We start from the raw sequence: 19004 nt of genomic DNA on the forward strand, positions 1-19004 counted from the left end.
GACCTAGCCATGCCACTCTTTCTTACGGCACGGCACCGACAAACAGGCCGCCCGACTCCGCTTCCGGCGCGTCGAGTTCCGCGGGATTCCGAGGCCGGAACGGAGTGCGGGCGCCGGACCACGGTAGGCCGCTCCGCACCGTCAGCCAATCTGGTTATCCACAGGGCATGTGGACGACGGACCAGATGCTGTGGAGAACCCCGCCGAACCTGTGCACGGACCGGGGGACAGCACTGTGGACAAACTCATAGCCACTTGACCATCAAGGCCCTGACCTGCACGTTCCCCATCCACCGACTGTGGGGGAGAAAAACTTTTCTCCGCAATTCAAGATCGCTGCAAACGGCGCACACCTGAGCGCGCAACCGTGACCTAAGTAAGGACTGCAAGGCCATTGCATCTCTTACCTGTGGAAGATTAGATTGGCCCCCATGTCCCAGGCCCCCGCGACCCCTCCGTCCAGCCGCAGAAGGCACGACCGCGAGATCATCGCACTCGCTGTGCCCGCCTTCGGCGCGCTCGTCGCCGAGCCTCTTTTCGTGATGGTCGACAGCGCCATCGTCGGCCATCTCGGCACCCCTCAGCTGGCGGGTCTCGGAGTCGCCGCCGCACTGCTGATGACCGCGGTGAGCGTATTCGTCTTCCTCGCGTACGCCACCACGGCCGCCGTCGCGCGCCGGGTCGGGGCCGGAGACCTGCCGTCCGCCATCCGTCAGGGCATGGACGGCATCTGGCTCGCGCTGCTGCTCGGCGCGGTCGTGATCGCGCTGACCCTCCCCTCGGCCCCGTGGCTGGTCGAGGTCTTCGGCGCATCCGACACCGCGGCCCCGTACGCCACCACGTATCTGCGGATCTCCAGCCTCGGCATCCCGGCCATGCTCGTCGTGCTCGCCGCGACCGGTGTCCTGCGTGGTCTCCAGGACACCCGCACCCCGCTCTACGTCGCCATCGGCGGATTCGCCGCCAACGGCGTACTCAACGCGATCCTCGTCTACGGCGCCGGCCTCGGCATCGCCGGATCCGCCTGGGGCACCGTGATCGCCCAGGTCGGCATGGCGGCCGCCTATCTGATCGTGGTGGTACGAGGTGCGCGCCGGCACGGAGCCTCCCTGCGCCCCGACGCCGCGGGGATAAGAGCCAGCGCCCAGGCCGGTGTCCCCCTGCTGGTCCGTACGCTGTCGCTGCGCGCCGTCCTGATGATCGCCACCGCCGTCGCCGCCCGCCTCGGTGACACCGATATCGCCGCGCACCAGATCATCCTCTCGCTCTGGAGTCTCACGGCCTTCGCCCTCGACGCGATCGCCATCGCGGGACAGGCCATCATCGGCCGCTACCTCGGGGCGAACGACGCCAAGGGCGCACGCGAGGCATGCCGCCGCATGGTCGAGTGGGGGATCGGGTGCGGAGTGGTGCTCGGCGTACTGATCGTGCTCGCCCGTCCCCTGTTCATCCCGCTCTTCACCGGCGACCCGTCCGTCAAGGACACGCTGCTCCCCGCGCTTCTGGTGGTGGCGGTCTCCCAGCCCATCGCCGGAGTGGTCTTCGTCCTGGACGGCGTGCTGATGGGAGCGGGGGACGGGCGCTATCTCGCCTGGGCCATGCTGGTCACCCTGGCCGTCTTCGCTCCGGTCGCTCTGCTCGTCCCGGCCTTCGGCGGCGGCCTCACCGCACTCTGGTGGGCGATGACTCTGATGATGGTGGTGCGGCTGGTGACCCTCTGGCTGCGCACCCGGTCGGGCCGCTGGATCGTCACCGGCGCCACACGCTGACCCCGCGCCTCCGCGAGCCGATCACCCGGCGCGGTACCCGCCCCCGCGCTCCCGCCCCGACGCCGCTCCCGCCCCGGCCCGCTCTCGCCCCGGCCCCGGCAACCGCAACCGCAGCCGTTTCACGTGAAACAAGCTGTCGTTTCACGTGAAACGACGAAGGGCCGCACCCCATGGGGTGCGGCCCTTCACCTAGCTCTGCTGAGCTCTGCCCTTAGGCAGCAACGACCTCGATGCCGAGCTTCGCTGCGACCTCGGGGTGCAGACGCACGGACACCTGGTGTCCGCCGAGCGTCTTGATCGGCGAGCCGAGCTCGACGCGACGCTTGTCGACGTCGGGGCCACCGGCAGCCTTGATCGCCGAGGCGACGTCGGCCGGGGTGACGGAGCCGAAGAGACGGCCGGCGTCGCCGGAGCGAACAGCCAGACGGACCTTCACGGCCTCGAGCTTGGTCTTGATCTCGTTGGCCTGCTCGATCGTCGAGATCTCGTGGATCTTGCGGGCGCGGCGGATCTGCGCCACGTCCTTCTCGCCGCCCTTGGTCCAGCGGATGGCAAAGCCACGCGGAACCAGGTAGTTACGGGCGTACCCGTCCTTGACGTCGACGACGTCGCCGGCGGCACCGAGGCCAGAGACCTCGTGGGTGAGGATGATCTTCATGCTCTTGTCACCCTTCCCTTATCGCGCGGTGGACGTGTAGGGCAGCAGCGCCATCTCACGGCTGTTCTTGACTGCCGTGGCGACGTCACGCTGGTGCTGCGTGCAGTTGCCGGTGACGCGGCGGGCACGGATCTTGCCACGGTCGGAAATGAACTTCCGCAGCATGTTCGTGTCCTTGTAGTCCACGTACTGGGTCTTGTCCTTGCAGAATGCGCAGACCTTCTTCTTAGGCTTGCGCACAGGCGGCTTCGCCATGGTGTTTCTCCTGTGTGATCAAGAAGTGGGGTACGAGCTGCCCTAGAAGGGCGGCTCGTCCGAGTAGCCGCCGCCGGAACCGCTGGAGCCACCGGAGCTGCCGGAACCGCCGGAGCTTCCGCCCCAGCCGCCTCCGCCGCCCTGCTGGCCCCCGCCCTGCTGGCCGCCTGCCGGCGCGCCGGACGCCCACGGGTCGTCGGCGGGAGCACCGCCGCCGCCCTGCTGGCCGCCGCCACCGGGACCGCCGCCCCAGTTGCCGCCGCCCTGCTGGCCGCCGCCACCGCCGTATCCACCCTGACCGCCCTGGCCACCGCGACCGGTGGTCTTGGTGACCTTGGCCGTGGCGCTCTTGAGGCTGGGGCCGACTTCCTCGACGTCCAGCTCGTAGACCGTGCGCTTGACGCCCTCACGGTCCTCGTAGGACCGCTGCTTCAGCCGGCCCTGCACGACGACGCGCATGCCTCGCTGGAGCGACTCCGCGACGTTCTCCGCCGCCTGACGCCAGACCGAGCAGGTGAGGAACAGGCCTTCGCCGTCCTTCCACTCATTGGTCTGCCGGTCGAAGATGCGGGGAGTGGACGCGACACGGAACTTCGCGACCGCCGCACCGGACGGGGTGAAGCGCAGCTCGGGGTCGTCGACGAGATTGCCGACGACCGTGATGACGGTCTCGCCTGCCATGGGTGAACCTCTCGGCGGGGATTGCTTCTGGCTGCTTGCTGCTACTCGAACCCGATGACCACTGAGCTAGAAGCTCAGTGGGTCTCGGGACGGAGGACCTTGGTCCGGAGGACCGACTCGTTCAGGTTCATCTGGCGGTCGAGCTCCTTGACGATCGCAGGCTCGGCCTGCAGATCGATGACCGAGTAGATGCCCTCGGGCTTCTTCTTGATCTCGTAAGCGAGCCGACGACGGCCCCAGGTGTCGACCTTCTCAACCTTTCCGTTGCCCTCACGGACAACGGAGAGGAAGTTCTCGATCAGCGGGGAGACTGCTCGCTCCTCGAGATCGGGGTCGAGGATGACCATCACTTCGTAGTGACGCATGTGGAACCCACCTCCTTTGGACTCAGCGGCCACGGTCGTTCCGTGGCAGGAGGGTCGTGATGCGTAAGCAACAGTGTCTCCGAGTAAAACAGCCGCCACTGACAATTCGCTCGGTGAAGAGGGACTCGCAGTGCTGGCCTGGGCAGACACCGGTGCAGACCGTACAGAGTACCTGTAGACCGGCTTCGGGTTGAAATCCGGTGCCTGAAGGACGCAATCTGTACACATCGGGTGTGAGCGGCGCTACAGTGCGCCGCCTTCCGGCCAGGAGGTACTCCATGGCACAGGCAATTCGACCCCGCTCATCCGTCTCTCTCTTCGCCACGGACGGCAAGGCTCATCCGCTCCAGGACACTCTGGTGGCAGTGACCCTGGTGCTCGGCGCTCTCGCCTTCGTGACGGCGATGTTCCACAACCTGCACCTGATCAGTTCGTGGGCCGGGCTGATCGGCATTCTCACGGGCGCCTACGGGCAGTACGTCTCGGTGACCACCCGCGAGAGGTTCGCGCTGATCCTGGGCCTCGGCGCGTCCGCCGTCGGGTTCTTCCTCGGAATGGCCCATGGCGGCCTCTTCGGAGGCCTGATCGGCTGAGTACCGGCCGCGCCCGACCGGGCACCGGCCGCGAAGGGCCGGTCCCGGTCGGGCGGGGCCAGACCGGGCGCTCCTCGGTCACAGTAGGCTTCGGCGCGAGAGCCGGAGCCCCTGACCGATGGGGACACACCTGCCGAGGAGCCCCCCGCATGAGTCTGACCCTGAGGACCATCAGTCGAGAGCAGCATCTGGCGTACATCCAGAATCTGTCCTCGGCCAGTCACTGCCAGGTCCCGGCGTGGGCTGATGTGAAGACCGAATGGCGCTCGGAGAATCTGGGCTGGTTCGACAAGAACGGCGAGATGGTGGGCGCCGGCCTCGTCCTGTACCGCCAGCTGCCCAAGATCAAGCGCTACCTCGCGTACCTCCCCGAGGGCCCGGTCATCAACTGGTACGCCCCCAACCTGGACGACTGGCTCCAGCCGATGCTCGCCCACCTCAAGCAGCAGGGCGCCTTCTCGGTGAAGATGGGCCCGCCCGTGGTCATCCGGCGCTGGGACTCGGCGGCCATCAAGTCCGGTATCCAGGACCCCGACGTGAAGCGTCTGCGCGACGTCGAGGCCACCCACATCGAGCCCCGCGCCTTCGAGGTGTCGGACCGGCTGCGGAAGATGGGCTGGCAGCAGGCGGAGGACGGCGGCGCCGGCTTCGGTGACGTACAGCCTCGCTATGTCTTCCAGGTGCCGCTGGCGAACCGTTCTCTGGAGGACGTTCTCAAGGGCTTCAACCAGCTCTGGCGGCGCAATATCAAGAAGGCCGACAAGGCCGGTGTCGAGGTCGTCCAGGGCGGCTACGAGGACCTGGCCGAGTGGCAGCGGCTGTACGAGATCACGGCCGTGCGCGACCACTTCCGGCCGCGCCCGCTCTCGTACTTCCAGCGGATGTGGACGGTGCTCAACTCCGAGGACCCCAACCGCATGCGCCTCTACTTCGCGCGGCACAACGGCGTGAACCTCTCCGCGGCGACGATGCTCGTCGTCGGGGGCCATGTCTGGTACTCCTACGGCGCGTCCGACAACATCGGGCGCGAGGTCAGGCCCTCGAACGCGATGCAGTGGCGGATGCTGCGCGACTCGTACGCGATGGGCGCGACCGTCTACGACCTGCGCGGCATCAGCGACTCGCTCGACGAGACCGACCACCTCTTCGGCCTGATCCAGTTCAAGGTCGGCACGGGCGGCGAGGCCGTCGAGTACGTCGGCGAGTGGGACTTCCCGCTCAACAAGCTGCTGCACAAGGCGCTCGACATCTACATGTCGCGCCGCTGACCTCCGGTGGCATCGGTGACGAAACCGGTGCCACTCGCTTCAATGGACACTCCACCAAGCACCGCAAACCTCTGACTCCACCGCAGCCACCAGAAAGGTTCCGGGCCGGCCATGGCGCTCTCCCTCTACGTCGACACCGCGCGCTGGCGGGCGCACCAGAAGTCCGTGATCGACCAGTTCCCCGGACTCGTACCGGTCTGCAAGGGCAACGGTTACGGCTTCGGCCACGAGCGGCTCGCCGACGAGGCGATCCGTTTCGGTTCCGACACGCTCGCTGTCGGGACCACCTACGAGGCAGCCCGGATCAAGGACTGGTTCAGCGGCGACCTGCTCGTCCTGACCCCCTTCCGGCGGGGCGAGGAGCCGGTCCCGCTGCCCGACCGCGTCATCAGGTCCGTCTCCTCCGTCGACGGTGTGCACGCCCTGGTGGGCGCACGGGTGGTCATCGAGTGCATGAGCTCGATGAAGCGCCACGGCGTGAAGGGGGAGGAGCTGGGGCAGCTGCACGCCGCCATCGAGGACGTACGGCTCGAAGGCTTCGCCCTCCACCTGCCGCTGGACCGCACCGACGGCTCCGACGCGGTCGAGGAGGTCATCGGCTGGATGGACCGGCTGCGCGCGGCCAGGCTGCCGCTGCACACCATGTTCGTCAGCCATCTGCGCGCCGAGGAACTGGCCCGCCTCCAGCAGCAGTTCCCGCAGACCCGCTTCCGCGCCCGCATCGGCACCCGGCTCTGGCTCGGCGACCACGACGCGACGGAGTACCGGGGCGCCGTCCTGGATGTCACGGCGGTCGCCAAGGGCGACCGGTTCGGCTACCGCCAGCAGAAGGCCGCCTCGGACGGCTGGCTGGTGGTCGTCGCCGGCGGTACGTCCCACGGCGTCGGCCTGGAGGCTCCGAAGGCCCTGCACGGTGTGATGCCGCGGGCCAAGGGCGTCGCACGCGCCGGACTGGCGACGGTCAACCGCAATCTCTCGCCGTTCGTCTGGGCGGGCAAGCAGCGCTGGTTCGCCGAACCGCCGCACATGCAGGTGTCGATCCTGTTCGTGCCCTCGGATGCGCAGGAGCCGAAGGTGGGCGACGAGCTGGTGGCCCATCTGCGCCACACGACGACCCAGTTCGACCGTCTCGTGGACCGCTGAGCCGTCCCGTACCCCTGCGGCCGGGCGACCCGGCCGCAGGTCAGTCGGCGGCCCCAGGCCAGTCCGCGGCCGCAGGTCAGTCCGCGGCGGCCCGGCCGTGCGCCGTGCCCCACTCCACCCGCGGTCCCTCGACCGCGGGTGCCGTGTGCCGGGACGGATGCACCACGGGCCCCAGGACGAACGCGTCCGGTGCCTTGTCGAGGACTCCGCCCGACGGATCGTCCGAGCCGTCGGTCCGCACTCCGTCCCGCTCGGGCAGCAGGATGTCCCGTACGACCACGGCGCAGAGGTACAGCGTTCCCAGCAGGTGCAGGGCGATCGCGACCTGGTAGCCCTCCTCCGGCAGCCCCTGGTGCTTGTCGCCGCTGGTCGTGTACGCGAGGTACAGCCAGATCCCCATGAAGTACATGACCTCGCAGGCCTGCCAGATGAGGAAGTCCCGCCAGCGCGGCCTGGCCAGCGCGGCCAGCGGGATCAGCCAGAGCACGTACTGCGGTGAGTAGACCTTGTTCGTCAGGATGAAGGCGGCCACCACCAGGAACGCGAGCTGGGCGAACCGGGGCCTTCGCGGGGCCATCAGCGCCAGCCCGGCGATCCCCGCGCAGAACACGACCATCAACAGCACCGAAGCCGTGTTGACGGTGTCGACCTCGATGGCCTTCCCCGTGCGCTGCGTGATGATCAGCCAGAACGAACCGAAGTCGATCGACCGTTCCTGGCTGAAGGTGTAGAACTTCTTCCACCCCTCGGGGGCGAACACCATCACCGGGAGATTGACCACCAGCCAGGCCCCCGCCGCGCCCAGTGCCGCCACCGAGAACTCCCGCCATTTGCCCGCCCGCCAGCACAGCATGAGCAGCGGTCCGAGCAGCAGGACGGGGTAGAGCTTGGCGGCCGTCGCGAGGCCGATGAGGATGCCGAAGGCGAGCGCCCGGCCCCGGGACCACATGAGCATCGCCGCGGCCGTCAGGGCGACGGCCAGCAGGTCCCAGTTGATCGTGGCGGTGAGCGCGAGGGCGGGGGCGAGGGCGACCAGCAGCCCGTCCCAGGGGCGCCGCCGGTGCGTACGGGAGGTGCACACCGCGATGACCACGGCGCAGATCATCAGCATGCCCGCGTTGACCATCCAGTACATCTGCTCGCGCTGCTGGATGGGGTCGCTGTCCGGCGTCAGCGTCAGCCAGGCGGCGACCTGCATGAACACCCCGGTCAGAACCGGGTATTCGAGGAACTGCATATCGCCGGTGAGCCGGTCGAAGTACGGCGTGAGGCCGTCGGCGAAACCGCGCCCGGCGAAGAGATGCGGGATGTCGGAGTAGCAGGCGTGGGTGTACTGCGAGGTGGCACCTCTGAACCAGGCCCACTCGTAGCAGGGGATCTTCTGCACCATGCCGAGTGCGAACATCCCGATCGCCACCAGAGCGATGACCCGCACGGGCGTCAGGGGGCCGTCGCCGAGGCGCGCCCAGCGGCCCACCCGCCCGCCGATCAGCTCGCTGCCGGCCGCGGCGACCTCGTCCTGCCGCGTGGGCCGTACGACGGGCCGCTCCTGGTGCACGCTCGTGTCTTCTGCGCTTGGCATGCCGCACATCCTGCCGTACGGGACTGTGGGAGGGATGTTTCACGGGCCGGGGGACGCGGAAAGGGCCGCCGCACCGGGTGGTGCGGCGGCCCTCGTAGGAGCGGCCTCGTAGGAGCGGCCCTCGTAGGAGCAGTCCTCGTCGGATCGGCTCCGGTCCGTCGGCGGTTCGCCGGGGCGGTCCGACGGGGCGGCCTATGGGGCGGTCAGCCTCCGCCGCCCCATAGCTCCCCGTTTCCGTTCGCTCCATTGGCGCCATCCGTCGCGCCCTCGGCCGCACCGGAGTTGGCGCCTCCCTCATTCGATCCCCCGTCAGCGCCCTGGCTCGTTCCGGTGGTGTCCCCACCGCCGTTCGCACCACCGTTGGCGCCACCATTAGCGCCACCATTGGCACCGCCGTTGGCGTTGTTGCACTCCCAGTCGAGCGGCTTGCAGGTGTTCGACGGTGTGGGTGACGCCGTGGTGGGGTCGGGCGACGGCGTCGGCGGCGGCTCGCTGGTGGCGGTCTCCGAGGGGGTCGGGCTGGGCGTCGGGGTCGGGCTGGCCGCGCCGCCTCCGTACAGCGTCTCGCCCAGGGGCTGCGGCTCCGGGAAGCGCACGACCTTCTTCTTGTTCATCGCTTCGGCCATGTAGTCGTGCCAGATCGACGCGGGGAACGAGGCACCGTGGATCTTCTCCTCGCCACCCGTACCGAACATCTTCAGGAACTCGCGGTTCTTGCTGTTCTCGTCGTCGTCCAGCCGGAACATGCTGATGGCGGTCGAGATCTGCGGGGTGTATCCGACGAACCAGGCCGACTTGTTGCCGTCCGTCGTACCCGTCTTGCCCGCCACGTCGCGTCCGGGAAGCCGTGCGGGCTTGCCCGTACCGTTCTCGACGACGTTCTTCAGCACGTCCGTGACGTTGTCCGCGATGGCGGGCTCGAAGGCACGCTTGGGCTTCTTCTCGTGCCGGTAGATGACGTTGCCCTTGTACCTCACCTCGTTCACCGAGAACGGCTCGTTCTGCTGGCCGCTGGTGGCGAAGGTGGAATAGGCGCCGGCCATCCGGATGGCGCTGGGCGAGGACGTACCGATGGAGTACGACGGCACGGTCGAGTTCGCCATGTACTCGTCGTCACGCAGACCGGCGGCGAGGGCGACGTCCTTCACCTTGTCCGTCCCGACATCCATACCGAGCTGGACGTAGGGGGAGTTCGCGGACTCCTGCATGGCGTACCGCAGGTCGATGTCGCCGTAGTCGTGGTTGCCGTCGTTGGTCTGGAGCCACTTGTTGTTCTTCTCGTCCTGCCAGACCTCGCCGTTGTACTGCTTGATCTCCAGCCGGTCGTCACCGTTGTAGACGCTCTTCGGGGACACCGGGGTGCGCGACGACTCGCCCTGGTCGGCCCCCAGCGCCGGATCGCGCTTGCCGTACTCCATCGCGGCGGCCAGGACGAACGGCTTGAAGGTCGACCCGACCTGCGCGCCGGTCGGGTCGGCGTTGTTGGTGTAGTGCTGGGTGGCGTCCTGACCGCCGTACGTGGCGAGCATGGCACCGGTCTTCGCGTCCACCGACGCGCCGCCGAACTGCACATGGGTGTCGGTCTTGGGGCGCTTCTCCGGGTTGATCTTCGCCTTGTAGACCTTCTCCACCGCGGCGCTGAGGGCGTCGACCTTGTCCTTCTCGAACGTGGTGTGGATCTCGTAGCCGCCCAGTTCGAGGGCCTCGGCGTCGACCTTCGGGCTGCTGTTGTTGATGAAGTACTTCTTGGCGAGGTCCACCAGGTAACCGACCTGGCCACCCAGTTGGGCGTTCTTCTTCGGCTTGAGCGGCATCGGGAACTTCTTGTACGTGTCGCGTTCGGCCTGCGTCATCCTGCCGTCCTTGACCTCCTCGTCAAGGATCCACTTCCAGCGCGCCTCCGCCCGCTCCCTGTTCTTCGCCGCGGAGGCCTTCTCCTTGTCGACGTCGGGAGCACCGGCGGGGTCGTAGTAGCTCGCGCCCTTGAGCAGCGTCGCCAGGAACGCGCACTCGCTCGGGTTGAGCTTGGAAGCGTCCTTGCCGTAGTACGTGCGGGCCGCGGCCTGGAGGCCCGACGCGCCGCGCCCGTAGTAGGAGACGTTCAGATAGCCCGCCATGACGTCGCGCTTGTCGCCGTTGGTGCCGACCTTGAGCGTGATGAACAGTTCCTTGAACTTGCGGCTGAGCGTCTGTTCCTGGCTGAGCATCGAGTTCTTCACGTACTGCTGTGTGATGGTCGAACCGCCCTGGGTCTCACCGCCCTTGGCCATGTTGAACAGGGCGCGGGCGATGCCCATCGGGTCGATGCCCCGGTCGTCCTCGAACGTCTTGTTCTCGGCCGAGATGACGGCGTTCCGCATCGCCACGGGGATCTGTTCGTAGCTGATCACCTGACGGTTGACCTCGCCTCCGGTCGCCACCATCTGCTCACCGTTGGCCCAGTAATAGACGTTGTTCTGCGCCTTGGCCGATTTGTTGACCTCCGGGGGGACGACCATCGCGTACGCGACCCCGGCCGCGCCCATCAGCAGTCCGAGGAAGCTCAGACAGACGCCGGAGACCAGCCTCCACGACGGCACCCAGCGGCGGAAGCCGTACTTCCCGCGACGCGGATAGTCGATGAAGCGCTTCTTGCCTGGGCGGCTGTCACCACGCCCCCGGCCGCGCGGGCCGTCGTGCCCGCCGCCGCCACCACCGCGCCGTCGGCCTCCCCCGCCGCCCGCGCCGCTCCCACCGGCTCCATGGCCGGCGGAACCCGCCTCTTCGGCTCCTCGCCGCCGTCCGCCGCGCTGAGCGGCACGACGGGCCTCGGCGCGGCCGCCGTAAGGGCGCTCCTCGCCGTGCGAATCGGAAGGTGACTCGTTTGTTGCTCTGCGTGACGGCGCTGCGCGGCGTCCTGTTGACTGCTGGGCAGCCCGTCTGGCCGCGGCACGCCCGCTGCCTTCCGGCTGAGGCGATTTGCGACGGTGCTCGCTCATGGAACGACTACTCCTCGGGCAGGCGAGAGCGCCTGGAAGCGGCAGTTGAGATCCGGTCCCCCCGAATTACGGACAAGCCCTGCGGAAGGCTCACCCGCAGCGCATCCGGCAGTCCGCGATGACTGACGCCCGGCGGCGCCACTCGGTTCCCGGTGATCTGCATGCCGCACAGACTACGCACGGCCAAAACCCGCCTAGGGCCGAAGTTCACCCCAAATAACGCAAGTCGCTTCCTAAGAATTAGCGATGTGACGCCGTTCACGAAGGCTCCCCTTGTCGAACCGTGCATACCGATCTATCGTGCTGATGTATCGAGTCGATACATCAGCACGGCATAAGTTCGACGTACGAGCTCCACGGGAGCACTCGGAGAAGGAGGAGGCGAAGGTGAGCAGACGCTCCGGCATCCTCGAATTCGCCGTCCTCGGTCTGCTCCGCGAGTCCCCGATGCACGGGTACGAGCTGCGCAAACGCCTCAACACTTCGCTGGGGATCTTCCGCGCCTTCAGTTACGGCACCCTCTATCCCTGCCTCAAGACGCTGGTCGCCAACGGCTGGTTGATCGAGGAGCCGGGAAGTGCGCCGGCGGACCTTCAGCCGGCCACCGGCCGGACGGCGGCACCCGCCTCTTCACTCGCAGGGCGCCGCGCCAAGATCGTCTACCGGTTGACGGCGGAAGGTAAGGAGCACTTCGAGGAGCTCCTCTCGCACACCGGGCCGGACTCCTGGGAGGACGAGCACTTCGCGGCGCGCTTCGCCTTCTTCGGACAGACGGAACGCGAAGTGCGGATGCGCGTACTGGAAGGCCGGCGCAGCAGGCTGGAGGAGCGTCTGGAGAAGATGCGAGCCTCCCTCGCCCGTACCCGTGAACGGCTCGACGACTACACGCTTGAGCTGCAGCGACACGGCATGGAGTCCGTGGAGCGCGAAGTGCGCTGGCTGAACGAGCTCATCGAGAGCGAGCGGTCGGGACGGGATCAGCGACGATCCTCGCCCGAGGGCTCCGCTCAGCAGGACACATCTGGAGAGACGGGCGGCCTGCCCCGGCACCGGGGTAACACCCCGCCGGATCCGTCCGACGACACCGCCAAGTGAAGTCCCCGCAGATCCGCAGGACTTCATCCTTCATCGGGAATACCGAGAACACACAGGGAGCAACCGGAATGGGTTCGGTTCGCGTAGCCATCGTAGGCGTGGGCAACTGCGCCGCCTCGCTGGTGCAGGGCGTCGAGTTCTACAAGGACGCAGATCCGGCCGGCAAGGTGCCCGGTCTGATGCACGTCCAGTTCGGCGAGTACCACGTCAGCGACGTCGAGTTCGTCGCCGCCTTCGACGTTGACGCGAAGAAGGTCGGCCTCGATCTCGCGGACGCCATCGGCGCCAGCGAGAACAACACGATCAAGATCGCCGACGTGCCGAACACGGGCGTGACCGTCCAGCGCGGTCACACCCACGACGGTCTCGGCAAGTACTACCGCGAGACGATCGAGGAGTCCGTCGAGGCGCCGGTCGACATCGTCCAGATCCTCAAGGACAAGCAGGTCGACGTCCTCGTCTGCTACCTGCCGGTCGGTTCCGAGGTCGCTGCGAAGTTCTACGCGCAGTGCGCCATCGACGCCAAGGTCGCGTTCGTCAACGCTCTCCCGGTCTTCATCGCCGGTACCAAGGAGTGGGCGGACAAGTTCACCGAGGCCGGTGTCCCGATCGTCGGCGACGACATCAAGTCCCAGGTCGGCGCCACGATCACGCACCGCGTGATGGCGAAGCTCTTCGAGGACCGGGGCGTCGTCCTGGACCGCACGATGCAGCTGAACGTCGGCGGCAACATGGACTTCAAGAACATGCTTGAGCGTGAGCGCCTTGAGTCCAAGAAGATCTCCAAGACGCAGGCCGTCACCTCGCAGATCCGTGACCGTGAGCTCGGTGCGGACAACGTCCACATCGGTCCCTCGGACTACGTGGCCTGGCTGGACGACCGCAAGTGGGCTTACGTGCGCCTTGAGGGCCGTGCCTTCGGTGACGTTCCGCTGAACCTTGAGTACAAGCTTGAGGTGTGGGACTCCCCGAACTCCGCCGGTGTCATCATCGACGCCGTGCGTGCGGCGAAGATCGCCAAGGACCGCGGCATCGGTGGCCCGATCCTCTCCGCGTCCTCGTACTTCATGAAGTCCCCGCCGGTCCAGTACTTCGACGACGAGGCCCGCGAGAACGTCGAGAAGTTCATCAGCGGCGAGATCGAGCGCTGAACCGGCCCGCACGGCTGACAGCCTCACCAGGGCGATGAGCGGCGACGCTCCTCCTCCTGCCTCACGTCGGGGGTCCCCGGGCAATCCGCCCAGGGGCCCCCGACGTATGTGACGCTTGCTCACATGTCTGTCGCGCGTGATCTGCGCATACTCCTGCGCCTTCGGAACTTCCGTCGTCTCCTCGCCGTGCGACTCCTCTCCCAGTCGGCGGACGGCGTCTATCAGGTCGCCCTCGCCGCGCACGTCGTCTTCTCCCCGGAGAAACAGGCCTCGGCCGGCGCCATCGCCTCGGCGATGGCGGTGCTCCTTCTCCCGTACTCACTGATCGGCCCGTTCGCCGGCGTACTGCTGGACCGCTGGCCGCGCCGTCAGGTCTTCCTGTACGGCAACCTGTTGCGGGCGGCCCTCGCCTCCTGCACGGCTCTGCTGATCCTCGGCTCGGTGCCCGACTGGCTCTTCTACGCCTCGGCCCTCTGCGTCACCGCGGTCAACCGCTTCGTACTGGCCGGACTCTCCGCGGCCCTGCCACGCGTGGTCGACGACGACCGCCTCGTCATGGCCAACTCCCTCTCCCCGACCGCCGGTACACTCGCGGCCACCGCGGGCGGCGGGCTCGCCTTCGTCGTACGCCTGCTGGCCGACGAGTCCGATGCCGCGGTGGTCCTGCTGGGCGCGCTGCTCTACCTCCTGTCCGCGGTGGCTTCATTGGGCCTGCCCCGGGGGCTCCTGGGGCCGGAACCCGACGGAAGCCCCCTGCGGCTACGGGCGGCGCTGGCCGTCACGGCCCGCGGGCTCGTCGCCGGACTGCGCCATCTGGCCGAACGCAAGGACGCGGCCCGCGCACTGGCCGCCATGACCGTGCTCCGCTTCTGCTACGGCGCCCTGACCGTGATGGTGCTGATGCTGTGCCGCTACGCCTGGTCGGACAACGAGTCCGAAGGCCTCGCCCTGCTGGGCCTGGCCGTGGGGATCTCCGGTGCGGGCTTCTTCGTCGCCGCCGTACTGACCCCGTGGGCGGTGGGGCACGTCGGCCGGTACGGCTGGATGGTGGTGTGCGCCGCGACGGCGGCCGTCCTGGAACCCGCGCTGGGACTGTCGTTCGCCCTGGTGCCGACGATGATCGCCGCGTTCGTTCTCGGAGTCGTGACGCAGGGCGCGAAGATCGCGACGGACACGGTGGTGCAGACCGGGGCGGACGACTCCTTCCGCGGCAGGGTCTTCTCGCTCTATGACGTGCTGTTCAACGTCGCGTTCGTGGGCGCTGCGGCCGTATCGGCACTGCTGCTCCCCCAGGACGGAAAGTCGGTCACCGTGGTGGCGGGAGTGGCTGTGCTCTACGCGGCCGTCGCGGTGGCGATGTTCCGATGGAGACGCACGAACGGGGAGTCGTAGCGTGCACGAGGGCGAGTCGTAGCGTGCACGAGGGGCGTTGTTTCACGTGAAACAACGCCCCTCGGCCTGCGCGGTCGGTGATGTTTCACGTGAAACATCACCGACGGCGCACTCAGTTCTGCGCGGCCCACCACTCCTTGAGCGCCGCTACCGCCGCATCGTGCTCCATGGGTCCATTCTCCAGGCGCAGCTCCAGCAGGAACGCGTACGCCTTGCCGATCACCGGCCCGGGACCGACATCCAGCACCCGCATGATCTCGTTGCCGTCCAGATCCGGGCGGATGGAGTCCAGCTCTTCCTGCTCCTGCAGCAGGGCGATGCGCTCCTCCAACCCGTCATAGGTCCGCGAGAGAGCGTTCGCCTTGCGCTTGTTCCGTGTCGTGCAGTCCGACCGGGTCAGCTTGTGGAGCCGGTCCAGCAGCGGCCCCGCATCGCGCACATACCTGCGCACCGCCGAGTCGGTCCATTCCCCGTCGCCGTAGCCGTGGAAGCGCAGATGCAGTTCCACCAGCTGCGAGACGTCCTTGACCATGTCATTGGAGTACTTGAGTTCAGTCATCCGTTTCTTGGTCATCTTGGCGCCCACCACTTCATGGTGGTGGAAGGAGACCCGGCCGTCGTTCTCGAAGCGACGCGTCCTCGGCTTGCCGATGTCATGGAGCAGCGCCGCGAGCCGGAGGACGAGGTCGGGACCGTCCTCCTCCAGGTCGATGGCCTGCTCCAGGACGGTCAGGGAGTGCTCGTAGACGTCCTTGTGACGGTGATGCTCGTCACTTTCGAGCCGCAGTGCGGGAAGCTCCGGCAGCACCCGGTCGGCCAGACCCGTGTCGACCAGCAGCCCCAGCCCCTTGCGGGGGTGTGCGGAGAGAAGCAGCTTGTTGAGTTCCTCACGGACCCGCTCGGCCGAGACGATCTCGATGCGTCCGGCCATCTCCGTCATGGCCGTCACCACGTCGGGGGCGACCTCGAAGTCCAGCTGTGCGGCGAACCGGGCAGCCCGCAGCATGCGCAGCGGATCGTCGGAGAAGGACTCCTCGGGCGTGCCCGGTGTACGCAGCACTCGCTCCGAGAGGTCCCCGAGGCCGCCGTGCGGGTCGATGAACTCCTTCTCCGGCAGAGCGACGGCCATGGCGTTGACCGTGAAGTCGCGGCGCACGAGGTCTTCCTCGATGGAGTCGCCGTAGGAGACCTCCGGCTTGCGTGAGGTCCTGTCGTACGCCTCCGACCGGTAGGTCGTGACCTCGATCTGGTAGCCGTCCTTCTGGCAGCCGACGGTGCCGAAGGCGATCCCGACCTCCCACACCGAGTCGGCCCACGGACGCACGATCCTGAGAACGTCCTCGGGGCGGGCGTCGGTCGTGAAGTCCAGGTCGTTCCCGAGCCTGCCGAGCAGCGCGTCGCGGACCGAGCCGCCCACCAGGGCGAGGCTGAATCCGGCCTCCTCGAATCGGCGGGCGAGGTCGTCTGCGACCGGGGACACCCGCAGCAGCTCACTCACTGCGCGGTGCTGCACCTGACTCAGGGCACTGGCGTTGTCTTCGTTGGCGTTCGGCACAACAGAAAAGGTTACGTGCATGGACCGGCCCGGGCGTCATCGTTTACCGGGACCCTGTAAGACTCTCCCGATCATGTGGCTCGGACCCCAGCACTTAGCCCCGGCGCACATCGTTACCATGCGTGGACGCAGAACCGACAACGATCGACAGCAGTTGACGACGACGAGGGACGGGTAGGCGCGTGGCCGAGGCGGCAGACTTCCAGGGGATCAGTCCCGCTCCTGCCCGCCGGTGGCTGAGGCGCACCGTCTCCGTGATCGTCGGGGCTCCGTTGCTGGCCGGGCTGCTGCCCGCTCTCCTGGCCGGTCCGACGGCTCAGGCCGCAGAGCCGGGCAAGGCTCCGACCGGCTCCCGTACGGTCGCTGTCTCCCTGAACACGCTCTCCCCGAGCGCACCGGTGGAGGGGGACACGCTGACCGTCTCCGGCACCCTCACCAACAAGGGCAAGGCGACGATCAACGACGCCGAGGTCGATCTGCGGGTGGGACCGCGGCTCTCCAGCAGGGGCGAGATCGACGATGCGGCCAAGCGCACCGGTTACATCCCCGGAGCCGATCCGGTCGAGGTCGGCGGCAAGTACACGCTGAAGGTCCCCAAGCTGCGCAGCGGAATCAGCCAGGACTTCACACTCGCCGTTCCCGTCGACAAGCTGGGCCTGGACGACGAGGGCGTCTACCAGCTCGGTGTCTCGCTGTCGGGCCGGGCCCCGGGTTCCGCATACGAGCAGGTGCTCGGCATCCAGCGCTCCTTCCTTCCCTGGCAGCCCGAGGACACCGACAGCAAGACCAAGCTGACGTTCCTGTGGCCGCTGATCACGTCCCCGCATGTGACGGCGGAGACGGGCTCGGACGAACAGCAGACGCCGGTCTTCGCGAACGACGACCTCGCCATGGAGCTGGCCCCGGGGGGGCGGCTCGAACAGCTGGTCTCGCTGGGACGTCAGCTGCCGGTGACCTGGGTCATCGACCCGGACCTTCTGGCCGGTGTCGACGCGATGACGGGCAACTATCAGGTCAGGGTCGGTGGCACCACGGTCGCGGGGAGGAACCAGGCCGTCGCCAAGCAGTGGCTCACCTCGCTGGAAGCGGCGGTGGAGGACGGCAAGGTGATCGCACTGCCGTTCGCCGACCCCGACCTGGCATCCATCGCCCACCGCGGCAAGAACGTCTCCGGCACCCTGAGCCATCTGCAGACCGCCTCCGAGGTGGCCGCGTCGACGGTGGAGACCGTCCTGCACGTGAAGCCGTCCACGGACTTCGCCTGGCCCGTGAACGGTGCCGTCGACCCGTCGATCGTCGACATCGCCACCTCTGCGGGGGCTCACAAGATCATTGCCCGCAGCGACAGCCTCCAGGAGACCAACAACCTGCCGTACACGCCGACCGCGGCCCGTCCGATCGGCGGCGGCACCACCGCGGTCGTCGCCGACGCCCGGCTCTCCACCGCGTTCGATGGCGACATGTCGAAGGCCGGCGCCTCGACCCTCGCCATCCAGAAGTTCCTCGCCCAGACGCTGGCGCTGACCGAGCAGGCCCCGGACAACGCGCGCAGCGTCGTCGTGGCGCCGCAGCGGATCCCCACGGTCGCCCAGGCCCAGACGATGGCCCGCGCCCTGCAGGCGCTCGGCCAGGGCCACTGGACGCAGCCTCTCGACCTGGTGGCGGCGGCCGAGGTGAAGCCCGACGCGAAGGCCACCACCAAGGTGCCCAGGACCTCCGCGTACCCGAAGAAGCTCCGCAACCAGGAACTGCCCACCCAGGCGTTCCAGGACATCCGGACCACCCAGGACTCGCTCAACAGCTTCCGGGTCATCCTCACGCAGCCCGAGCGGGTCGTGACCCCCTTCGGCAACGCGATCAACCGCTCGATGTCGACGTCGTGGCGCGGCAGGCCGCTGGAAGCACAGCAGTACCGTGACTCGGTACGCACGTATCTTCAGAGCCTCACCAACGAGGTCCAGCTCATCGCGAAGTCGGACGTCACCCTGTCCGGCCGCAGCGCGACGATCCCGGTGACGGTGCAGAACAAGCTGGTACAGGGCGTCGACCATCTGGTGCTCCGGCTGACGTCGGACAACATCCGGCTCAAGTTCAACGACGACGGGGCCGTGGCCGAGCTGCCGGTCAGGATCGCGGGCGGGCACAGCCAGTCCGTGAAATTCGACGCGGCGACCAGCGCCAACGGTCAGGCGCACGTCACGGCGCGTCTCTTCACCGAGGACGGAACCCCGTACGGCGAAGAGATGACGTTCACGGTGAAGGTCTCCGAAGTGACCCCCACCGTGCTGCTGGTGATCGCCGGCGGGCTGCTGCTGCTGGTGCTCGCGGGCGTCAGGATGTACAGCCACCGCAAGCGCACCGTCGCGGGCGGCACGGCGGACGACAACGGCGGCGAACCCGAGCAGCCGAGTGACCCGGCCTCGGACACCGGTCCGGAAAGCGGGGCACCGTCGGGAACTGGTGAGAAAGTGGACCGTTGAGCGATGTCTGTCGTGGCCGGTCGGCCGGGGACGATGAGG

General features: G+C 67.9%; 16 protein-coding genes. 9 read left to right on the forward strand and 7 right to left on the reverse strand.

Translation table 11 applies throughout. The features are described from left to right. Nucleotides 1–431: 431 nt before the first annotated feature. Nucleotides 432–1769, forward strand: a complete 1338-nt coding sequence (locus OG413_RS10710) for an MATE family efflux transporter (protein WP_266804600.1) — start codon at nucleotides 432–434, stop codon at nucleotides 1767–1769. A gap of 211 nt (nucleotides 1770–1980) precedes the next feature. Here OG413_RS10710 and rplI read toward each other — a convergent pair whose 3' ends face one another. The 4 genes from rplI to rpsF form a co-directional block, all read right to left on the reverse strand. Then, on the reverse strand, nucleotides 1981–2427 hold the full coding sequence (gene rplI / locus OG413_RS10715; RefSeq protein ID WP_073727690.1) for a 50S ribosomal protein L9: 447 nt from the start codon (nucleotides 2425–2427) through the stop codon (nucleotides 1981–1983). Nucleotides 2428–2445: 18 nt separating this feature from the next. Then, entirely contained in the window at nucleotides 2446–2682 is a 237-nt protein-coding gene (gene rpsR, locus OG413_RS10720) for a 30S ribosomal protein S18 (protein ID WP_003967857.1), read from the reverse strand. Nucleotides 2683–2724: 42 nt separating this feature from the next. After that, the gene (locus OG413_RS10725) at nucleotides 2725–3363 is read right to left on the reverse strand and encodes a single-stranded DNA-binding protein (protein ID WP_266804601.1); all 639 of its coding nucleotides are present in this window, start codon (nucleotides 3361–3363) and stop codon (nucleotides 2725–2727) included. A 74-nt stretch (nucleotides 3364–3437) separates the two neighbouring features. Continuing rightward, complete coding sequence (rpsF, locus tag OG413_RS10730) at nucleotides 3438–3728, reverse strand: 30S ribosomal protein S6 (RefSeq protein ID WP_073727694.1); 291 nt, start codon at nucleotides 3726–3728, stop codon at nucleotides 3438–3440. 278 nt (nucleotides 3729–4006) lie between these two features. On the opposite strand from rpsF, the gene OG413_RS10735 reads away from it, so the two are divergent. From OG413_RS10735 to OG413_RS10745, 3 genes are all read left to right on the forward strand, one after another. Then, nucleotides 4007–4321: a hypothetical protein gene (locus OG413_RS10735; RefSeq protein WP_266804603.1), complete on the forward strand. Its 315-nt coding sequence runs from the start codon at nucleotides 4007–4009 to the stop codon at nucleotides 4319–4321. Between the two features lie 149 nt (nucleotides 4322–4470). Beyond that, nucleotides 4471–5589 (forward strand): peptidoglycan bridge formation glycyltransferase FemA/FemB family protein, encoded by a 1119-nt coding sequence (locus OG413_RS10740; RefSeq protein ID WP_266804605.1) that lies wholly within the window; start codon nucleotides 4471–4473, stop codon nucleotides 5587–5589. 111 nt (nucleotides 5590–5700) lie between these two features. After that, entirely contained in the window at nucleotides 5701–6732 is a 1032-nt protein-coding gene (locus OG413_RS10745) for an alanine racemase (RefSeq protein ID WP_266804607.1), read from the forward strand. Between the two features lie 76 nt (nucleotides 6733–6808). Here OG413_RS10745 and OG413_RS10750 read toward each other — a convergent pair whose 3' ends face one another. Together OG413_RS10750 and OG413_RS10755 are read right to left on the reverse strand one after the other, a co-directional pair. After that, on the reverse strand, nucleotides 6809–8323 hold the full coding sequence (locus OG413_RS10750; RefSeq protein ID WP_266804609.1) for a glycosyltransferase family 87 protein: 1515 nt from the start codon (nucleotides 8321–8323) through the stop codon (nucleotides 6809–6811). A gap of 194 nt (nucleotides 8324–8517) precedes the next feature. Then, on the reverse strand, nucleotides 8518–10893 hold the full coding sequence (locus OG413_RS10755; RefSeq protein ID WP_266804611.1) for a transglycosylase domain-containing protein: 2376 nt from the start codon (nucleotides 10891–10893) through the stop codon (nucleotides 8518–8520). Between the two features lie 96 nt (nucleotides 10894–10989). Here OG413_RS10755 and OG413_RS10760 point away from each other — a divergent pair, with 96 nt between their 5' ends. From OG413_RS10760 to OG413_RS10775, 4 genes are all read left to right on the forward strand, one after another. Further along, a complete protein-coding gene (locus OG413_RS10760) occupies nucleotides 10990–11172 on the forward strand; it encodes a hypothetical protein (protein ID WP_266804613.1) in 183 nt (60 codons plus the stop codon). 507 nt (nucleotides 11173–11679) lie between these two features. Next, nucleotides 11680–12387 carry a PadR family transcriptional regulator gene (locus tag OG413_RS10765; protein ID WP_266804615.1) on the forward strand — a complete coding sequence of 236 codons (708 nt, stop codon included), beginning with the start codon at nucleotides 11680–11682 and terminating at the stop codon, nucleotides 12385–12387. Between the two features lie 68 nt (nucleotides 12388–12455). Further along, complete coding sequence (locus tag OG413_RS10770) at nucleotides 12456–13538, forward strand: inositol-3-phosphate synthase (RefSeq protein ID WP_266804617.1); 1083 nt, start codon at nucleotides 12456–12458, stop codon at nucleotides 13536–13538. Nucleotides 13539–13661: 123 nt separating this feature from the next. Continuing rightward, a complete protein-coding gene (locus tag OG413_RS10775) occupies nucleotides 13662–14930 on the forward strand; it encodes an MFS transporter (RefSeq protein WP_266804619.1) in 1269 nt (422 codons plus the stop codon). 112 nt (nucleotides 14931–15042) lie between these two features. Here OG413_RS10775 and OG413_RS10780 read toward each other — a convergent pair whose 3' ends face one another. After that, nucleotides 15043–16485 (reverse strand): CCA tRNA nucleotidyltransferase, encoded by a 1443-nt coding sequence (locus tag OG413_RS10780; RefSeq protein ID WP_266804621.1) that lies wholly within the window; start codon nucleotides 16483–16485, stop codon nucleotides 15043–15045. Nucleotides 16486–16667: 182 nt separating this feature from the next. Here OG413_RS10780 and OG413_RS10785 point away from each other — a divergent pair, with 182 nt between their 5' ends. Beyond that, nucleotides 16668–18965: a DUF6049 family protein gene (locus OG413_RS10785; RefSeq protein WP_266804623.1), complete on the forward strand. Its 2298-nt coding sequence runs from the start codon at nucleotides 16668–16670 to the stop codon at nucleotides 18963–18965. Nucleotides 18966–19004: the final 39 nt, after the last annotated feature.

Origin of the sequence: Streptomyces sp. NBC_01433, assembly GCF_026340105.1 — a bacterium.
GTDB lineage: Bacteria > Actinomycetota > Actinomycetes > Streptomycetales > Streptomycetaceae > Streptomyces.